Source organism: Streptosporangium jomthongense, from assembly GCF_042650425.1.
Classification (GTDB): Bacteria; Actinomycetota; Actinomycetes; order Streptosporangiales; family Streptosporangiaceae; genus Streptosporangium.
On sequence record NZ_JBHSBC010000053.1, the window covers coordinates 21,092 to 35,745 of the forward strand.

Sequence of the window (14,654 nt, forward strand, 5' to 3'; positions counted from 1 at the left end):
CCCCACGTCCCCGCCGCCCGCGAGGCCGCGGCCAGGGTGGGCGACTACGTCGCCGAACTGGAGCGCGACCTCGGCTTCACCACGCCCCCCGCCTCGATCCGCGGGCCCTCCGGCCTGTTCCCCGCGCTCAGGCTCACCAGGACGCTGCTGCCCCTCAACGAGGCCTCAGGACTGCCCACCGCGTTCCCCGCGGCCTGGTCCTGACGCCCCCGAACCCGCCCGCCGAAGAGAGAAGAGACGACAGTGCCCACCGTGACGACGACGCACACGAGCGCCGAGCCCGCCCAGCGGATCTGGGAGGTGCTGCTCGACTGCGAGGACTACCCCACCTACATGGACGAGGTGGTCGACGTGACGATCCTCGACCAGTCGGAGACGGGCAGGACCAGCCGATGGGCGGTGCTGCTGAAGGGCTCCGAACTGGAGTGGGTCGAACGGGACAACGTGGACCACGAGCGCCGCAGGATCGAGTTCGAGCAGATCGAGGGGGACCTGGCCTACTTCGACGGCTACTGGCAGGTCACCGACGACGGCGCCGGACGGACGACGATCGAGCTGCACGTCGAGTTCGACATCGGCATCCCGCTCATGGCGGACATGCTCAACCCGGTCGCGGCCCGCGCCCTTGAGGAGAACTCCAGGGCCATCCTGACCCGGCTGAGCACCCGCAACAGCGACGTCAGCCCCGTCGCCTGACCGCGCCTGACCGCACGGCACAACGCGGGTCCGTGTTCTCACCGGGCACGCAGAAGGTAAGGAAAGGGAAACGTTGGATCGCCACGTGCTGGAACCGTCCGCCCCGCCGGGGGCCGCGGCTCCCGACATCGCACGGGTCACCTTCCGCAGGATTCAGCGGCACATGTCCCCGGGGATCGCACTGAGCGGCAAGTTCGCCGGCCAGGGCGCGGTCGAGGAGAGCGCCTCGGGCTGCGAGGTGCTCCTGTCGGACGGCCGCTCGGTCCTGGACTTCGGCTCCTATGCGGTGACCCTCCTGGGCCACCGCAACCCGGCCGTCGTGGACGCCGTACGGCGCCAGCTCGACGTCATGCCGACCTCCACCAGGAGCCTGGCCAGCCCGGTCTCCGCCCTGGCGGCCGAACGGGTCAGCGAGTATCTCGGCGGCGGCCTGAACCGGGTCTACTTCGGCATCAACGGCGCCGACGCCGTCGAGGCCGCGGTGAAGCTCGCCCGCCTGGCGACCGGCAGGCGCGTCGTCGTCGCGGTCGAGGGCGGCTACCACGGCAAGTCGCTCGGCGCGCTCGGTCTGACCCACCACGACCGTTTCCGTGACGGCCTGACCGGGCTGCTCGACGGTGTGCTGCACGTCGCCCCCGACGACCCGGAGGCGGTGGCGCGGGTGACGGCCGAGACCGACGTCGCGGCGGTCGTCTTCGAACCCGTCCAGGGGGAGAACGGCGTGCGCCCGCTGGAGACCGAGGTGCTGCGGCGCTGGAGCGCCGACGCCAGGCGGGCGGGCGCCTTCACGGTCTCCGACGAGATCCAGTGCGGCCTGCGGCGCTGCGGCGACCCCTCGGTCGCGCTCGCGGCCGGGATCGAGGTGGACGCGGTGCTGCTGGGCAAGCCGCTCGGCGGCGGCGTCGTGCCGGTCTCCGCCCTGGTCTGCTCCGACGCCCTCTACGAGCCGCTGCTGAAGGACCCGTTCCGGCACACCGCGACCTTCGGCGGACACCCCCTGGCGACGGCCGCGGTCCCGGCCGCGCTGGCCGGGATCGAGGCCGCGGCGGACAACGGCGCCGAGCTGGCCCGGCTGATGGAACAGGGCCTGCGGACGCTGCGTGAGGACAATCCCGGGCTGGTCGCCGACGTCCGCGGCAGAGGACTGCTGTGGGGCGTCGACTTCGCCGGGACCGAGCTGGCGGGCGAGGTCCAGATGGGACTGGCCAGCCGCGGCCTGCTGGTCTCCCCGTGCCTGAGCAGGCCGCGGACCCTTCGGCTGCTCCCGCCGCTGGTGGCGGGCCCGGCCGAGGTCGGACGGGCGATGGCCGTACTCGACGACGCGCTGAAGGAGGCCGGGGCGGCATGGGGAGGACGCGGGTGAGCACGACGGTGAGCACCGGCCTCCCGTCCGGTGAGCTGTGGCCGGACGTCGGCGCCCTCATGCCCGCAGACGCCCTGGAGAGCATCGCGGCGGGCGCGGCGGCGGCCGACGAGAGCGGCCGCCCCGACCCGGCGAGCCTCGACCTGCTGCGGAGGATCGGCTGGCCCGCCCTCGCGATCCCCACGGACTTCCAGGGCAAGGGCGCGAGCCTGCTGGAGTCGTGCGCCGCGCAGCGCCTGCTCGGCAGGGCCGACCCGGCGCTCGCGGTCGCGGTGAACATGCACATCTTCACCATCGGCCTGACGGTCGAGCACTGGCGGCGCAACACCGACGTGTCGTGGCTGCTCATCGAGGCCATCGCGACCCAGAACCGGCTGGTCGCCTCCGCCTTCGCCGAACCCAACCTGGGCGGCTCGGCGACCAGGTCCACACTGACCGCCGGGCGGGTGCCCGGCGGCTGGGAGGTGACCGGCAGGAAGTACCCGTGCTCGCTGGCCGCGGAGGCGGACCTGGTCTGCCTCCAGGTGGCCGCCCCGGGCCAGGACGGCGCCGCCCCGCAGGTCCTGGTCGCGATGCTGCCGACCAACGCCCCCGGGCTGAGCGTGGTGGAGAACTGGGACGCGATGGGCATGCGCGGCTCCGCCTCCAACACCCTGGTGCTCGACCGCTGTGTGATCCCCGACGAACTGGTCTTCTACCAGGCCCCCGCGGGCGCCGAGGACGACGACGTCTTGGCGGCGGGCGTCATCTGGTTCTCGCTGACCGCGACCGCGGTCTACCTCGGGCTGGCCGAGTCGGCCCTGGGTGCCGGGCGCGACCTGCTCGGCACCCAGCGGATCGCGCACCTGGGCAGCACCAGGGCGCGGCTGCCGAGCTACCAGGCGGCGCTCGGCGACCCGTACGCGGCGCTGCTGACCCTGGAGGCGGGCTGCGCGGCGGTCGCCGCCGGGATGGACGCCGGCGCCGACCCGCAGCGGCTCCTGCCCGCCGCGCTCGCGGTCAAGCAGCAGGCGGTGCGTACGGTGCCCGACCTCGTCTCGGCGATCGCCGAGGCGTGCGGCGGGGCGTCCTACGCCAGAGGGGGCGTGCTGGCGCGGCTGTGGCGGGACGCCCAGGCCGTCCGTTTCCACCCGCCGACCCCCGTCGCGACCCGGCAGTTCCTCGGCAGGCGCGCGCTGGGCGTGCCCGCCTCGCTCGACCTGGACGAGTGCGCGCCGTCCCTGGCCCCCAAGCACCACACCTGATGAGAGAACGACGATGAACCGAGCCGAAATATCCGAGTTGATGATCGAGAAGGTGTCCGAGGTCCTGGGGGTCGACCAGGCCGAGATCGGCGAGCAGACGGACCTGGGCGCGGAGTACGCCGTGGACAGCCTCGAACTCATGGAGATCGGGGCACGGCTCGAACGGGCGCTCGGCGTCCGGATGCAGATCGAGGACCTCCTCGACATGCGCAACATCGGTCACGCCGTCGACCTGGTGGCCGCGCGGATCTCGGCGCACCCGGCATGAGCGGCCGCAGACGGGTCGCGGTGACCGGCCTCGGGGTGAAGTCCCCTGCGGGCAACACCGTCGAGGCGCTTCTGGGGCGGCTGATCGAGGCCCGGCCGACCGCGGCGACGGTCGAGGAGCTGGTCAGGAACGAGGTCGCGGTGACGTTCGCGTGCACCGTCCCGGAGTTCGACCTCGACCACTACCTCACCCTCCGCCAGCGGCGCCAGATGGACCGCGGCACGACGCTCGCCCTGGCCGCCGCGGCGGACGCCGCCGAGGGGGCCGGGCTTGAGGACCTCGCGCCCGAGCGAGTCGGGGTCGCGGTCGGCACCGGGGTCGCGGGCCTGGGCGCGACCGAGGAGGTGCTGCGGCGCTGCGAACACGACCCGGCCAGGATTCCGGCGTTCACCGTGCCGCAGATCATGTCGAACTCCGCGGCCGCCAGGATCGGCATGCGGCTGGGGGCCAGGGGCACCACGCTGACCTACGCCACCGCCTGCGCCAGCGGGGCGACGGCCATCGGCGAGGCCATGCTCAAGATCCGTTCCGGTGAGTGCGACGTCATGGTCGCCGGGGGCGTCGACGCCCCGGTCACCCCGATGGTGATGGCCTCCTTCGCGCGGATCGGCGCGCTGTCCGGCCGCAACGACGACCCGGCGGCTGCCTGCCGTCCCTTCGACGCCGACCGCGACGGCTTCGTGATGGGGGAGGGCGCGGCGTTCTTGGTTCTTGAGGACTGGGAGCACGCCAGACGGCGGGGCGCCGCCGTACTGGGGGAGGTGCTCGGCTACGGGAGCACCTCCGACGCCCACCACATCGTCGCGCCCCGGGAGGACGGCGAGGCCGCGGCCGCCTGCATGGCCATGGCCGTACGGGACGCGGGGCTGTCCTTCTCCGACGTGGGCCACGTCAACGCGCACGGCACCTCCACCTATCTCAACGACCGGGCCGAGGCCCGCGCGCTGGCCACCTGCTTCGGCGACCGCTGCCCGCCGGTGACCGCCCCCAAGGGCGTCGTCGGTCATCTGATCGGCGCGGCCGGGGCACTGGAGGCGGTGATCTCGCTCGGTGTGGCCCAGGCGGGGCTGGTGCCGCCGGTGGCCAACTTCGGCAAGAGCGAGTGCGCCGACGGGATCGACCTCGTCGCGGGGGCGCCGAGGCGGATCGGCTCGCCGGTCGCGCTGTCCAACTCCTTCGCCTTCGGCGGGCACAACGTGTCCCTGGTGCTGCGGGCCGCCGTATGAGCGGCCGTGTGGGCGGCGCGCGGCGGGTGCTGCTGACGGGATCGACCGGGGTGGTCGGCACCGAGCTGTGCCGTGCCCTCGGGAGCGCGCCCGTCGAGCTGGTCCGGGTGGCCAGACGCCCCCAGGGGGAGGGCGAGATCGGCTGGGAGATCGGCGTCCGGCCGCCCCCCGAGGAACTGCGGGGCCCCTGGGACGTCGTCGTGCACGCCGCGGCCTCCACCCGGTGGACGATGAACGCGCAGGAGGCGCTCGACTCCAACGTCCGGCCGCTCGACGCGGTGCTCGGCCTGCTCACGCCGCAGACCCACCTGGTGCACGTCTCGACGGCCTACGTCGGCGGCTCCGACGACCCCTACGCCAAGGACGAGGGGTTCGGGCGCTACCGCAACGGCTACGAGTGGTCCAAGGCCAGGTGCGAGGAGCTGGTGCGGGAACGCCACCGGGGCCCGGTCACGATCGTACGGCCGCCGCTGATCCTCGGCCGGGACGACGACGGGTCGATAGCCCGCTTCTCCGGCCCGTACACGCTGCTGCAGACCCTGGTCTCCGGGCTCGCCGCGGCCGTGATCGGCGAACCGGGGGGATACGCGGAGGTGGCGCCGGTCGACCTGGTGGCCGACGTGATCGCGGAGGCCGTCACCGGGCCGCCGCCGGAGGGCCTCAGGGTCGAGACGATCGCGGGCGGCGGCGCCTGCATGACCCTGCAGACGCTCCTGGACGTCACCTGCGGCACGCTCAACGGCTGGCGCGCGGAACGGGGCATCCCGCCGGTGGCCGTGCCGCCGTTCATCTCGCCCAGGCGCTGGCACCGCTTCTTCCTGCCCTTCGCCGAGCAGCACCTGTCGCCCATCCAGCTCCAGGCGGTGCGGCTGCTGGGCATGTTCGAGAGCTACACCAGCATGGCCGACCCGTTCGAGCCGACGCGTCAGGTGACCGACCCGGCGGCGACCCTGGCCAGGTCCGTCCTGTGGTGGGCCGACGCCAAGCCGCGCCTGGCCTCGCGGATCTCGGAACCGTGGGGCCTGATCGCCTGAGACCCCTCCCAGGCCCGGTCCCGGCGAGGACCGGGCCGGGGAACGGGTCAGCGCCCGGTGATCACGCCGCAGCCGATCCGCCCGCCCGCGTCACCGGTCTTGAGCGTCGCCTCGTCCGGCCCCGTCTTGCCGTTGGCGTCGGCGTAACGGGAGGGGATGTTGGCGAGGTTGTCGGGCAGGCCGTGGACGATGACCGCGCTGCCGTCCTTGTCGAGGAGCTGGCCGACCCGGAAGCGGTCGGTCACCACCGACGCATTCCCGGTGCCGTCCGCGCCGACCAGCAGGGCGGGCAGGTCGCCCGTGTGGTCGCCGTGGCCGCCGGTGCCGAGGTTGAAGTGGCCGCCCGCGCTGAAGAAGGGGCTGCCGGTCGCCGGATCGGTCGACTTGGGGTCGCAGATCCCGGCGGTGTGGATGTGGAAACCGTGGTAGCCGGGGGTCAGGCCCTTGACGGCCACGGTCACCCTGGACTTGCCGTAGCGTTCGTGGTCGATCCTGAGGGTGCCGACGGCCGCCCCCTCGGCGTTCTTGATCACGGTGTACGCCTGGTATCCGGAGTGGCCTGACGCCGATTCGGCCGCCGCCGCGGCGCCGACGGAGACGACGCCGGCGCCGAGGGCCACGATCAGGGCCAGATGGGTCTTGCGTAACATGGCAGACCTCCCTTGGGTCCGTGCTGGGTTGTCCGTGAGCGGTCTTTCAGGGAAATCCTTCTGCACGCTACGGTGCCGACGCCGTATCTGGCCGGATTCGGCCGGTAACGGGCACCCAGAGCACGGTGAGGGCCGGGAGGCTCAGACGTACAGCCGCAGGAGGTCCTCCTCGGTCTCCCTGCGCACGATCACCCGGGCGGACCCGTCGCGGACCGCGACCACGGGCGGGCGCGTCACGTGGTTGTAGTTGCTGGCCATCGAGCGCTGGTAGGCGCCGGAGGCGGGGACGGCGAGCAGGTCGCCCGGCCGGACGTCGGCGGGCAGCGGCAGGTCGCGGACCAGGACGTCCCCGCTCTCGCAGTGCTTGCCGACCACGGTGACCTCCCGGGCGGGGGCCGAGGAGGAGCGGGAGGCCAGGACCGCGGTGTAGGCGGCGCCGTACATGGCGGGGCGGGGGTTGTCGCTCATCCCGCCGTCCACGCTGACGTAGGTGCGGGCGCCGGGGATCTCCTTGACCGTGCCGACCTCGTACAGCGCGACGGCGCTCGGCCCGGCGACGGAGCGGCCGGGCTCGACGGCCAGCCGCACGTGGGCCGGTACGGCCTCGCGCACCGCGGCGATCACCTCGGCGGGACGCGGGGGGAGCGGGTCGCCGGGCCGGTGGACGATGCCCAGGCCGCCTCCGAGGTCGAGCTTGGGGATCGTCACGTCGTTCTCGTCCTCCATGGTCCGCAGGAAGGCGGCCATCCGGCGCGAGGCCAGGGTGAACCCCGCCAGGTCGGTGATCTGCGAGCCGATGTGGGAGTGCAGCCCGGCCAGTTCGAGCGACGGCTCGGTCAGGACCCGGCGGACGGCCTCGGCCGCGAGCCCGGCGCGCAGTGAGAAGCCGAACTTGGAGTCGTCGCCGCCGGTGGCGATGAACTCGTGGGTGTGCGCCTCGACCCCGGGGGTGACGCGGATCATGACGCTCTGCCGTACCCCCGCCTCGGCGGCGACGGCGGCCAGGCGCCCGATCTCGGCGAAGGAGTCGACGACCACGCAGCCGACCCGCCAGGAGACGGCGCGGAACAGCTCGGCCGGGGACTTGTTGTTGCCGTGGAAGACCACCCGCGCCGGGTCCATGCCGCCGGCCACGGCCACCGCGAGCTCGCCTCCGGTGCACACGTCGAGGCAGAGCCCGGCCGTGTCGAGCCAGCGCACCACCTCGGGGCAGAGGAAGGCCTTGCCGCCGTAGTGCACCTCCCCGTCGGGCAGCGCCCGGCGCCACTCGGCGCAGCGGGCCAGGAAGTCCTCCTCGTCGAGGACGTAGGCGGGGGTGCCGAACTCGGCGGCGAGCTCCCGCACGCCCACCCCGCCGATGTGGAGTTCCTCACCGGCCCACGTCGTGGTGCGCGGCCAGCCGTTCTCGATCACCAAGGTCATGGGGTCGAAGGTAGGGCTTTAAGGCATTTGTCCGGTCTGAGCATCGAAGTTTTCGATGCTCAGACTCGCAAGCATTCACCTGCATTGGGACCGTTACCTGCCGTCGGCAGCATAAGCTCAACTATTCGCAAAACAGGAGCTTAAATGACAAAAAGGACTTATTCCGTCATTGCTGCCGCCCTGATCGTCACGGCGCTCGCGGGCGGCTGCGGGCGCTCGGCGTCGGAGACGGACGCGAACACGGGCGCGGCCGCCGCGGCGGGCAAGACCGCCAAGGACCTGGTGCCCGAGGCCGTGCGCAAGACCGGTGAGCTGCGCATGGCGACCTCGGAGGGCTACCCCCCGATGGAGATGTACAAGGAGGGCACCCAGGAGCTCATCGGCGTCGACCCCGACCTCGCCGCCGCGATCGCCGCCAAGCTGGACCTGAAGATCAAGGTGACCAACGCCGCCTTCGACGGCCTGATCCCCGGCCTGCAGGCCAAGCGCTGGGACATCGTCATGTCCTCCATGAGCGACACCGAGGAGCGCCGCGCGGCCGTCGACTTCGTCGACTACTTCAACGCGGGCGGGGCCGTCATGGTCAAGAAGGGAAACCCCGAGGGCGTCAAGAACCTTGAGGACCTGTGCGGCCGCGTCGTCGTGCTCGCCAAGGGCAGCTCGAACCTCGCGATCGGGCAGCGGCAGAACGACAAGTGCGCCAAGAAGATGCAGATCATGCAGAGCGAGGACGCGCCGACCGGCCTGCTGAGCATCGACTCGGGCCGCGCGGTCGCCACCATCGTCGACTCGCCCGTCGCCGCCATGTACGCCAAGGAGACCGGCAAGTACGACGTGCTGCCCGAGCAGTACGACGCCGGCCCCTGGGGCATCGCGATCGACCGCAACAACGCGGGCCTGCGCGACGCCGTCGCCAAGGCCATGCAGGAGCTGCTGGCCGACGGCGGCTACAAGGAGGTCCTCGAAAGGTACGGCGTGACCTCAAACGCCGTGTCCGAGACGATGGTCAACACCAAGCCGTGGAAGTGACAGGCGCCCCCGAGGTGGCCACCGGCGCGCGGACGGCGCCCGAACCGCACCTGCCCATCGACGCGATCCGCCCGCCCAGGCCCGGCAGGTGGATCGCGGCGGTGGTCGCCGTCTTCGCCATGGTCTGGCTGCTCTACACGATCATCGTCAACGAGAACCTGCACTGGGACGTCATCGTCGAGTACCTGACCGACGGCAGGATCCTCGGCGGTCTGTGGGTCACCATCCAGCTCACCGTGCTGTCCATGGTGATCGGCCTGGCGCTGGGCGTTCTCGCCGCCGTGATGCAGCTGTCCGGCAGCCCCGTCCTGCGGGCCGCCTCCGGGCTGTACACCTGGTTCTTCCGCGGCACCCCGCTGCTGGTCCAGTTGATCTTCTGGTTCAACATCGGGCTGGTCTTCCCCTCCTTCGGCATCGGTGTGCCCTTCGACGGCCCCAAGCTGATCGAGTGGCAGGCCAACGAGCTGATCACGCCCTTCACCGCGGCGCTGCTCGGCCTGGCCATCAACGAGGGCGCCTACATGGCCGAGATCGTCAGGGCGGGCATCCGCTCGGTCGATCCGGGACAGCGTGAGGCCGCCGAGGCGCTCGGCATGTCGCACCGGCAGGTGCTGCGCCGGGTCGTGCTCCCGCAGGCGATGCGTGTGATCATCCCGCCGACCGGCAACCAGTTCATCTCGATGCTCAAGACCACCTCGATGGTCTCGGTCATCGCCGGAGCCGAGCTGCTGACCGTCTCCCAGCGCATCTACCTGGGCAACTTCGAGGTCATCGCGATGCTCATCGTGGCCTCCATCTGGTACATCGTGCTCACCACCATCGCGAGCGTCGGCCAGCACTTCATCGAGAAGCGGTTCGAGCGCGGCCACCACGCGCTGCAGACCAGGGTCCGCCGCAACCTGCGGCCCTTCGGCAAGGGGAGTGTGTGATGGCCGCGGCAGTCACCGGGAGCGCGTCCACGCGGCCCATGGTGCGGATCCGTTCGGTGCGCAAGTGCTTCGGCCCCGTCGAGGTGCTCAAGGGCATCAGTCTCGACGTGCCCGTCGGCGGAGTGGTCTGCGTCGTCGGCCCCTCCGGGTCAGGCAAGTCCACGCTGCTGCGCTGTGTCAACCGCCTGGAGACCATCGACTCGGGCCGCATCTGGGTCGACGGCGACCTGATCGGCTACACCGAGCGGGACGAACGCCTGCACCACCTGCGTCCCGCCCAGCTGTGCGCCCAGCGGCAGGACATCGGCATGGTCTTCCAGCGCTTCCACCTGTTCCCGCACCGCACGGCGCTGGAGAACGTCATGGAGGGCCCGGTCGTCGTCAAGGGCGTCCCCAGGGAGGCCGCCAGAAGACGGGCGATGGAACTGCTCGAACGGGTCGGCCTCGCCGAGCGGGCCACGCACTACCCGGCCCAGCTGTCCGGCGGCCAGCAGCAGCGCGTGGCGATCGCCCGCAGCCTGGCCATGGACCCCAAGCTCATGCTCTTCGACGAGCCGACGAGCGCCCTGGACCCCGAACTGGTCCAGGAGGTCCTGGCGGTCATGCGGGACCTGGCGGCCAGCGGCATGACGATGATGGTGGTGACCCACGAGATGGGCTTCGCCCGCGAGGTCGGCGACAACCTGGTCTTCATCGACGGCGGTGTCATCGTCGAGCAGGGCGACCCCCGGCAGGTGCTCGCCAACCCGGCCAACGACCGCTTCCGCGCCTTCCTCGGGCAGGTGTTGTGAACCACTTCGACCTGCTGCTGCGCGGCGGCCTCGTGATCGACGGGACGGACTCCCCGGACGCCGCGCGCCCGGCCGACGTCGGCGTCGCCGGCGGACGCCTCACCCTGCTTCCCCCGGGAGCCCCGGCCACCGCCGACGAGGTCGCCGACGTGACCGGCCTGGCCGTCGCCCCCGGCTTCATCGACGTGCACACCCACTCCGACGGCGTCACCCTGATCGACGGCGAGCTCGGCCGCGAGATGGTCATGGCCTCGGTGCTGCAGGGTGTGACCACCGAGATCTCCGGCAACTGCGGTTCGAGCCTGTTCCCCGCGCTGCCGGGACGGCTGGCCGCCATGGGCGCGGAGAACCGGGTCTACTTCGGCGGTGACGTCGGCATGTACGAGGGGTTCGCGGAGTTCGGCGCCGCGCACGCCGCCGTGCCGAGGGCCAACCACCTGGCCTCCCTGGTCGGGCACGGCACGCTGCGCAGCGGGGTGATGGGCCCCGTCGACCGGGCGGCGACCCCCGAGGAGCTTGAGGCCATGTGCCTGCTGCTCGACCGGGCGCTGACCGCCGGGGCGGCAGGGCTCTCCACCGGGCTGATCTACACCCCCGGCACCTACGCGGGCACGGACGAGGTCGTCGCGCTCGCGGCCGTCGCGGCCCGGCACGGCAAGCCGTACGTCACCCATCTGCGCGACGAGATGTCCCGGGTGGAGGAGGCGCTTGAGGAGGCCGTCGAGATCGCCGCCAGGAGCGGCGCCCCGCTGCACGTCTCCCACCACAAGACGGCGGGAAAGTACGCATGGGGCCGTACGGAGCGCACTCTCCCCAGAATCTCCACTCTTCGTACAGACGGGATGGATGTGACATGTGACGTCTATCCCTATACTGCGGGGAGTACGGCGCTGGGCGCGATGCTTCCGCCATGGGCTTCCGAGGGCGGGATCTCCGCGCTGACGGCACGCCTGGCCGACCCCGGCCAGCGCGACCTGATGCGCCTTGCCATCGCCGAAGGTGTCCCCGGATGGGAGAACACCGTCGGCAACGGAGGTTGGGATCGCATCTCGATCGCCTGTGCGCCGCGCCACTCCGAAACGGAGGGGCTCACGATCGCCGAGCTGGCCGTCACCCGCGGCCAGGACCCCCTCGACGTGGCCGCCGCCCTGCTCGTCGCCGAGCAGGGCGAGGTCACGATCATCAGCCACTCCATGGTCGAGGAGGACGTACGGCGGGTGCTCGCGGCGCCGTACTCGATGATCGGCTCAGACGGCGTGCCCAAGCCGGGCGGACGTCCCCACCCCCGCTGGGCCGGGACCTTCCCCCGGGTGCTCGGCCACTACGCCAGGGACCTGGGGCTGCTCAGCCTGGAGACGGCCGTGCACAAGATGACCGGCATGGCCGCGGCCAGGTTCGGCCTGCGGGGGCGCGGTGTGATCGCCGACGGCGCCCACGCCGACCTGGTCGTCTTCGACCCCGCCACGATCGCCGACCACGCGACCTTCACCGACCCGCTCCTGCCGCCGGCCGGGGTGCACCGGGTGGTCGTCGCCGGGCGGACCGTGGTCCGCGACGGCGCGGAGACCGGCGCCAGGCCGGGAAGGGTGCTGGCCGCATGAGCGCCGAGGTGGTGGACCAGGAGGGACCGGGCACCCTCGCGGTCTCGGTGCCCGGGCTGCTCGCCCTCCGGGAGGACACCGAGATGGTCCTCGCCAGCGCGGGCAAACTGCTGCTGCTGGCCGTGACCGCCCGGCGGATCGTCTCGGGGGAGCTCGACCCCGCCGAACCGGTGGAACTGCGCCAGGAGGACCGCTGCGGCGGCTCGGGGCTGCTCGGCCTGTTGTCGGCCCCCTCCTGGACGGTCGCCGACCTGGCCGTGCTCGTGGCCTCGGTGAGCGACAACACCGCGACCAACGCGCTGCTGCGCCGCGTCGGCCTGGAGGAGGTGGCGCGCGGCGCCGCCGAACTGGGCTTCGTCCGGACCCGTGTCCTCGACCGCATCCGCGAGCCCCGGCTGCCCTCGCACCCGCCCACCTTCGCCGTCGGCACGGCGGGTGAGCTGGCCGCGTTCGCGGCAGGGCTCGACGGGCGCACGGAGTGGACCCGGCTCATGCTGCGCTGGATGGCGCACAACGGCGACCGGAGCCTGGTCCCGGCCCTGCTGCCACACGAGGCCGAGGACCGTGAGGTTCCCCGGGCGCCTGCGCGGGGGATGGTGTGGGTGGCCAACAAGACCGGAACCGACACCGGGGTGCGGACCGACGTCGGGGTGATGATCGGCCCCGGCGGCAGGATCGGCTACGCCGTGCTGGCCAACGGCCCCGCCGGGAGCGAGCACGCCCTGGTCCGGCGCGTCCGCGAGGCGGGCCTGCGCGTCGGAGCCCTGGCCGGGCTCACCGGACAGGACTCCTGAGGCCCCGTACGGCGGGCGGCTCCTCCGTCCGCCGTACGGGCAGGGAACCCCGGCTGTTTGTCACTCTTCGCCAGAAAAGCCCAAGAAACAGTGGAAATCCATCGCTGGAACGCGCTAACACTGTTCGAAGGCAGGAGCGGGACGACATGACACGGGCCCGCCGACGGGAGGAACGCCAGTGGAGCTCCACGAGTACGCACGTCACGACGCCGTCGGGCTGCGGGACCTGATCGCGGCGGGCGAGGTGACGGCGGCCGAGGTCGAACAGGCCGCCAGAAGGGCGCTGGAGGCGGCCGACGCCGAACTCAACGCCCTGGCCCTGCCGCCGTTCTCCCCGGCGCTCGACCACGCGGCGGACGGGCCGCTCGCGGGCGTGCCCTTCCTGATCAAGGACAGCGGGCCGATGGCGCGGGGTGTGCCGTCCTTCCTGGGCAGCAGGGGCCTGAAGACGGTCCCCGGCCACGACAGCGAGCTGATGACCCGGCTGCGGGCCGCGGGCCTGGTCACCCTGGGCCTGACCACCGTGCCGGAGATGGTGGTCAGCTTCTCCACCGAGTCGCTCAAGCACGGGCCGACCCGCAACCCCTGGGACCTGGAACGCGGCGTCGGCGGATCGAGCGGCGGTGCCGCCGCCCTGGTCGCCGCGGGCGCCGTCCCCCTCGCGCACGGCACGGACGGCGCGGGCTCCATCCGTGTCCCCGCCTCCTGCTGCGGCCTGGTCGGGCTCAAGCCCAGCCGGGGCCGTGTCTCCAGCGGCCCCGACGCCGCCGAGGTGACGTTCGGGATGTCCTGCGACTTCGGGCTGACCCGCACCGTCAGGGACGCCGCCGCCCTGCTCGACGCCGTCCACGGCCCCGCCGCGGGCGACAAGTACACCGCGCCGCCCCCGGCCAGGCGCTACACCGAGGAGATCGGCGCGGACCCCGGCAGGCTGCGGATCGCCGTCACCACCACGGCCTGGTCGGGCGCCGCGGTCGACCCCGAGGTGGCCGCCGCGGCGGTCGCGACCGGCAGGACCCTGGAGGGAATGGGCCACCTCGTCACCGAGGCGAGCCCCGAGGTCGACTGGGACCTCGTGATCGGCGGCGTCGTGCCGGTCGCCGTCGCCTGCGTCGCCTCGGCCGCGGCCCCGGGAACGACCCCTGGGACGCCCCCTGACCCCGAACGGTTCGAGGCGGTCACCAGGCACGCCCTCGACGTCGCCGGAGACCTCGGCGCCCTCGACCTGATGGGCGCCCTCGCCGCGCAGAACCGGATCAGCCGCTCCGTCGGCGCCTTCTTCACCGGGCACGACCTCCTCATCACCCCCACCCTGGGGCAGCTGCCCGCGCCGCACGGAACCCTGCGCTACGACGACCCCGGCCACACCATGACCAGCTGGCACGAGAGCCTCTTCGAGTACGGCCCCTTCACGGTGGTGTTCAACATCGCCGGGCTGCCGGCCGTCAGCCTGCCGCTCGGCTGGAGCCGGGACGGGCTGCCGATCGGCGTGCAGCTGGTCGCGCCGTACGGCCGTGAGGACCTGCTGCTGCGGCTGGCCTCCCACCTGGAGGAGGCCCTGCCCTGGCGGGGCCGGGTCCCCGGCGTCTTCACCGGCGCCTGAGCCG

General features: G+C 72.5%; 14 protein-coding genes. 12 read left to right on the forward strand and 2 right to left on the reverse strand.

Going from position 1 to position 14,654, the window contains the following annotated elements; all coding sequences use genetic code 11:
- The first annotated feature begins 252 nt into the window (after positions 1–252).
- From ACFOYY_RS38900 to ACFOYY_RS38925, 6 genes are all read left to right on the forward strand, one after another.
- Complete coding sequence (locus ACFOYY_RS38900) at positions 253–696, forward strand: type II toxin-antitoxin system RatA family toxin (RefSeq protein ID WP_352013258.1); 444 nt, start codon at positions 253–255, stop codon at positions 694–696.
- An 85-nt stretch (positions 697–781) separates the two neighbouring features.
- A complete protein-coding gene (locus ACFOYY_RS38905) occupies positions 782–2,059 on the forward strand; it encodes an aspartate aminotransferase family protein (RefSeq protein WP_362783833.1) in 1,278 nt (425 codons plus the stop codon).
- The gene (locus ACFOYY_RS38910) at positions 2,056–3,303 is read left to right on the forward strand and encodes an acyl-CoA dehydrogenase family protein (RefSeq protein ID WP_386196291.1); all 1,248 of its coding nucleotides are present in this window, start codon (positions 2,056–2,058) and stop codon (positions 3,301–3,303) included. The genes ACFOYY_RS38905 and ACFOYY_RS38910 overlap by 4 nt, the downstream gene beginning before the upstream one ends.
- A 13-nt stretch (positions 3,304–3,316) precedes the next feature.
- Complete coding sequence (locus ACFOYY_RS38915; RefSeq protein ID WP_352013261.1) at positions 3,317–3,571, forward strand: acyl carrier protein; 255 nt, start codon at positions 3,317–3,319, stop codon at positions 3,569–3,571.
- The gene (locus ACFOYY_RS38920; RefSeq protein WP_362783841.1) at positions 3,568–4,797 is read left to right on the forward strand and encodes a beta-ketoacyl-[acyl-carrier-protein] synthase family protein; all 1,230 of its coding nucleotides are present in this window, start codon (positions 3,568–3,570) and stop codon (positions 4,795–4,797) included. The genes ACFOYY_RS38915 and ACFOYY_RS38920 overlap by 4 nt, the downstream gene beginning before the upstream one ends.
- The gene (locus ACFOYY_RS38925) at positions 4,794–5,831 is read left to right on the forward strand and encodes an SDR family oxidoreductase (RefSeq protein WP_386196294.1); all 1,038 of its coding nucleotides are present in this window, start codon (positions 4,794–4,796) and stop codon (positions 5,829–5,831) included. The genes ACFOYY_RS38920 and ACFOYY_RS38925 overlap by 4 nt, the downstream gene beginning before the upstream one ends.
- A 47-nt stretch (positions 5,832–5,878) precedes the next feature.
- Here ACFOYY_RS38925 and ACFOYY_RS38930 read toward each other — a convergent pair whose 3' ends face one another.
- Both ACFOYY_RS38930 and lysA read right to left on the reverse strand, forming a co-directional pair.
- A complete protein-coding gene (locus tag ACFOYY_RS38930) occupies positions 5,879–6,481 on the reverse strand; it encodes a superoxide dismutase family protein (RefSeq protein WP_352013264.1) in 603 nt (200 codons plus the stop codon).
- 141 nt (positions 6,482–6,622) lie between these two features.
- On the reverse strand, positions 6,623–7,903 hold the full coding sequence (gene lysA / locus ACFOYY_RS38935; protein WP_386196295.1) for a diaminopimelate decarboxylase: 1,281 nt from the start codon (positions 7,901–7,903) through the stop codon (positions 6,623–6,625).
- A gap of 144 nt (positions 7,904–8,047) precedes the next feature.
- On the opposite strand from lysA, the gene ACFOYY_RS38940 reads away from it, so the two are divergent.
- The 6 genes from ACFOYY_RS38940 (at position 8,048) to ACFOYY_RS38965 (ending at position 14,650) form a co-directional block, all read left to right on the forward strand.
- The gene (locus ACFOYY_RS38940) at positions 8,048–8,932 is read left to right on the forward strand and encodes an ABC transporter substrate-binding protein (RefSeq protein ID WP_352013266.1); all 885 of its coding nucleotides are present in this window, start codon (positions 8,048–8,050) and stop codon (positions 8,930–8,932) included.
- Positions 8,923–9,861 (forward strand): amino acid ABC transporter permease, encoded by a 939-nt coding sequence (locus ACFOYY_RS38945; RefSeq protein WP_362911850.1) that lies wholly within the window; start codon positions 8,923–8,925, stop codon positions 9,859–9,861. The genes ACFOYY_RS38940 and ACFOYY_RS38945 overlap by 10 nt, the downstream gene beginning before the upstream one ends.
- Positions 9,861–10,652: an amino acid ABC transporter ATP-binding protein gene (locus ACFOYY_RS38950; protein WP_352013268.1), complete on the forward strand. Its 792-nt coding sequence runs from the start codon at positions 9,861–9,863 to the stop codon at positions 10,650–10,652. Before ACFOYY_RS38945 ends, ACFOYY_RS38950 begins: the two co-directional genes overlap by 1 nt.
- The gene (locus tag ACFOYY_RS38955) at positions 10,649–12,253 is read left to right on the forward strand and encodes an N-acyl-D-amino-acid deacylase family protein (protein ID WP_386196298.1); all 1,605 of its coding nucleotides are present in this window, start codon (positions 10,649–10,651) and stop codon (positions 12,251–12,253) included. Before ACFOYY_RS38950 ends, ACFOYY_RS38955 begins: the two co-directional genes overlap by 4 nt.
- A complete protein-coding gene (locus ACFOYY_RS38960) occupies positions 12,250–13,047 on the forward strand; it encodes a serine hydrolase (RefSeq protein WP_386196300.1) in 798 nt (265 codons plus the stop codon). The genes ACFOYY_RS38955 and ACFOYY_RS38960 overlap by 4 nt, the downstream gene beginning before the upstream one ends.
- Positions 13,048–13,225: 178 nt before the next feature.
- The gene (locus tag ACFOYY_RS38965) at positions 13,226–14,650 is read left to right on the forward strand and encodes an amidase (RefSeq protein WP_362911853.1); all 1,425 of its coding nucleotides are present in this window, start codon (positions 13,226–13,228) and stop codon (positions 14,648–14,650) included.
- The last annotated feature ends 4 nt before the right edge of the window (positions 14,651–14,654 follow it).

What these genes read in the sequence shown, in the direction of transcription:
- ACFOYY_RS38915 (WP_352013261.1), top strand. Translation starts at nt 3,317, where the DNA reads ATGAACCGAGCCGAAATATCCGAGTTGATGATCGAGAAGGTGTCCGAG.
- ACFOYY_RS38920 (WP_362783841.1), top strand. Translation starts at nt 3,568, where the DNA reads ATGAGCGGCCGCAGACGGGTCGCGGTGACCGGCCTCGGGGTGAAGTCC.
- ACFOYY_RS38925 (WP_386196294.1), top strand. Translation starts at nt 4,794, where the DNA reads ATGAGCGGCCGTGTGGGCGGCGCGCGGCGGGTGCTGCTGACGGGATCG.
- ACFOYY_RS38930 (WP_352013264.1), bottom strand. Translation starts at nt 6,481, where the DNA reads ATGTTACGCAAGACCCATCTGGCCCTGATCGTGGCCCTCGGCGCCGGC.
- lysA (WP_386196295.1), bottom strand. Translation starts at nt 7,903, where the DNA reads ATGACCTTGGTGATCGAGAACGGCTGGCCGCGCACCACGACGTGGGCC.
- ACFOYY_RS38940 (WP_352013266.1), top strand. Translation starts at nt 8,048, where the DNA reads ATGACAAAAAGGACTTATTCCGTCATTGCTGCCGCCCTGATCGTCACG.
- ACFOYY_RS38950 (WP_352013268.1), top strand. Translation starts at nt 9,861, where the DNA reads ATGGCCGCGGCAGTCACCGGGAGCGCGTCCACGCGGCCCATGGTGCGG.
- ACFOYY_RS38960 (WP_386196300.1), top strand. Translation starts at nt 12,250, where the DNA reads ATGAGCGCCGAGGTGGTGGACCAGGAGGGACCGGGCACCCTCGCGGTC.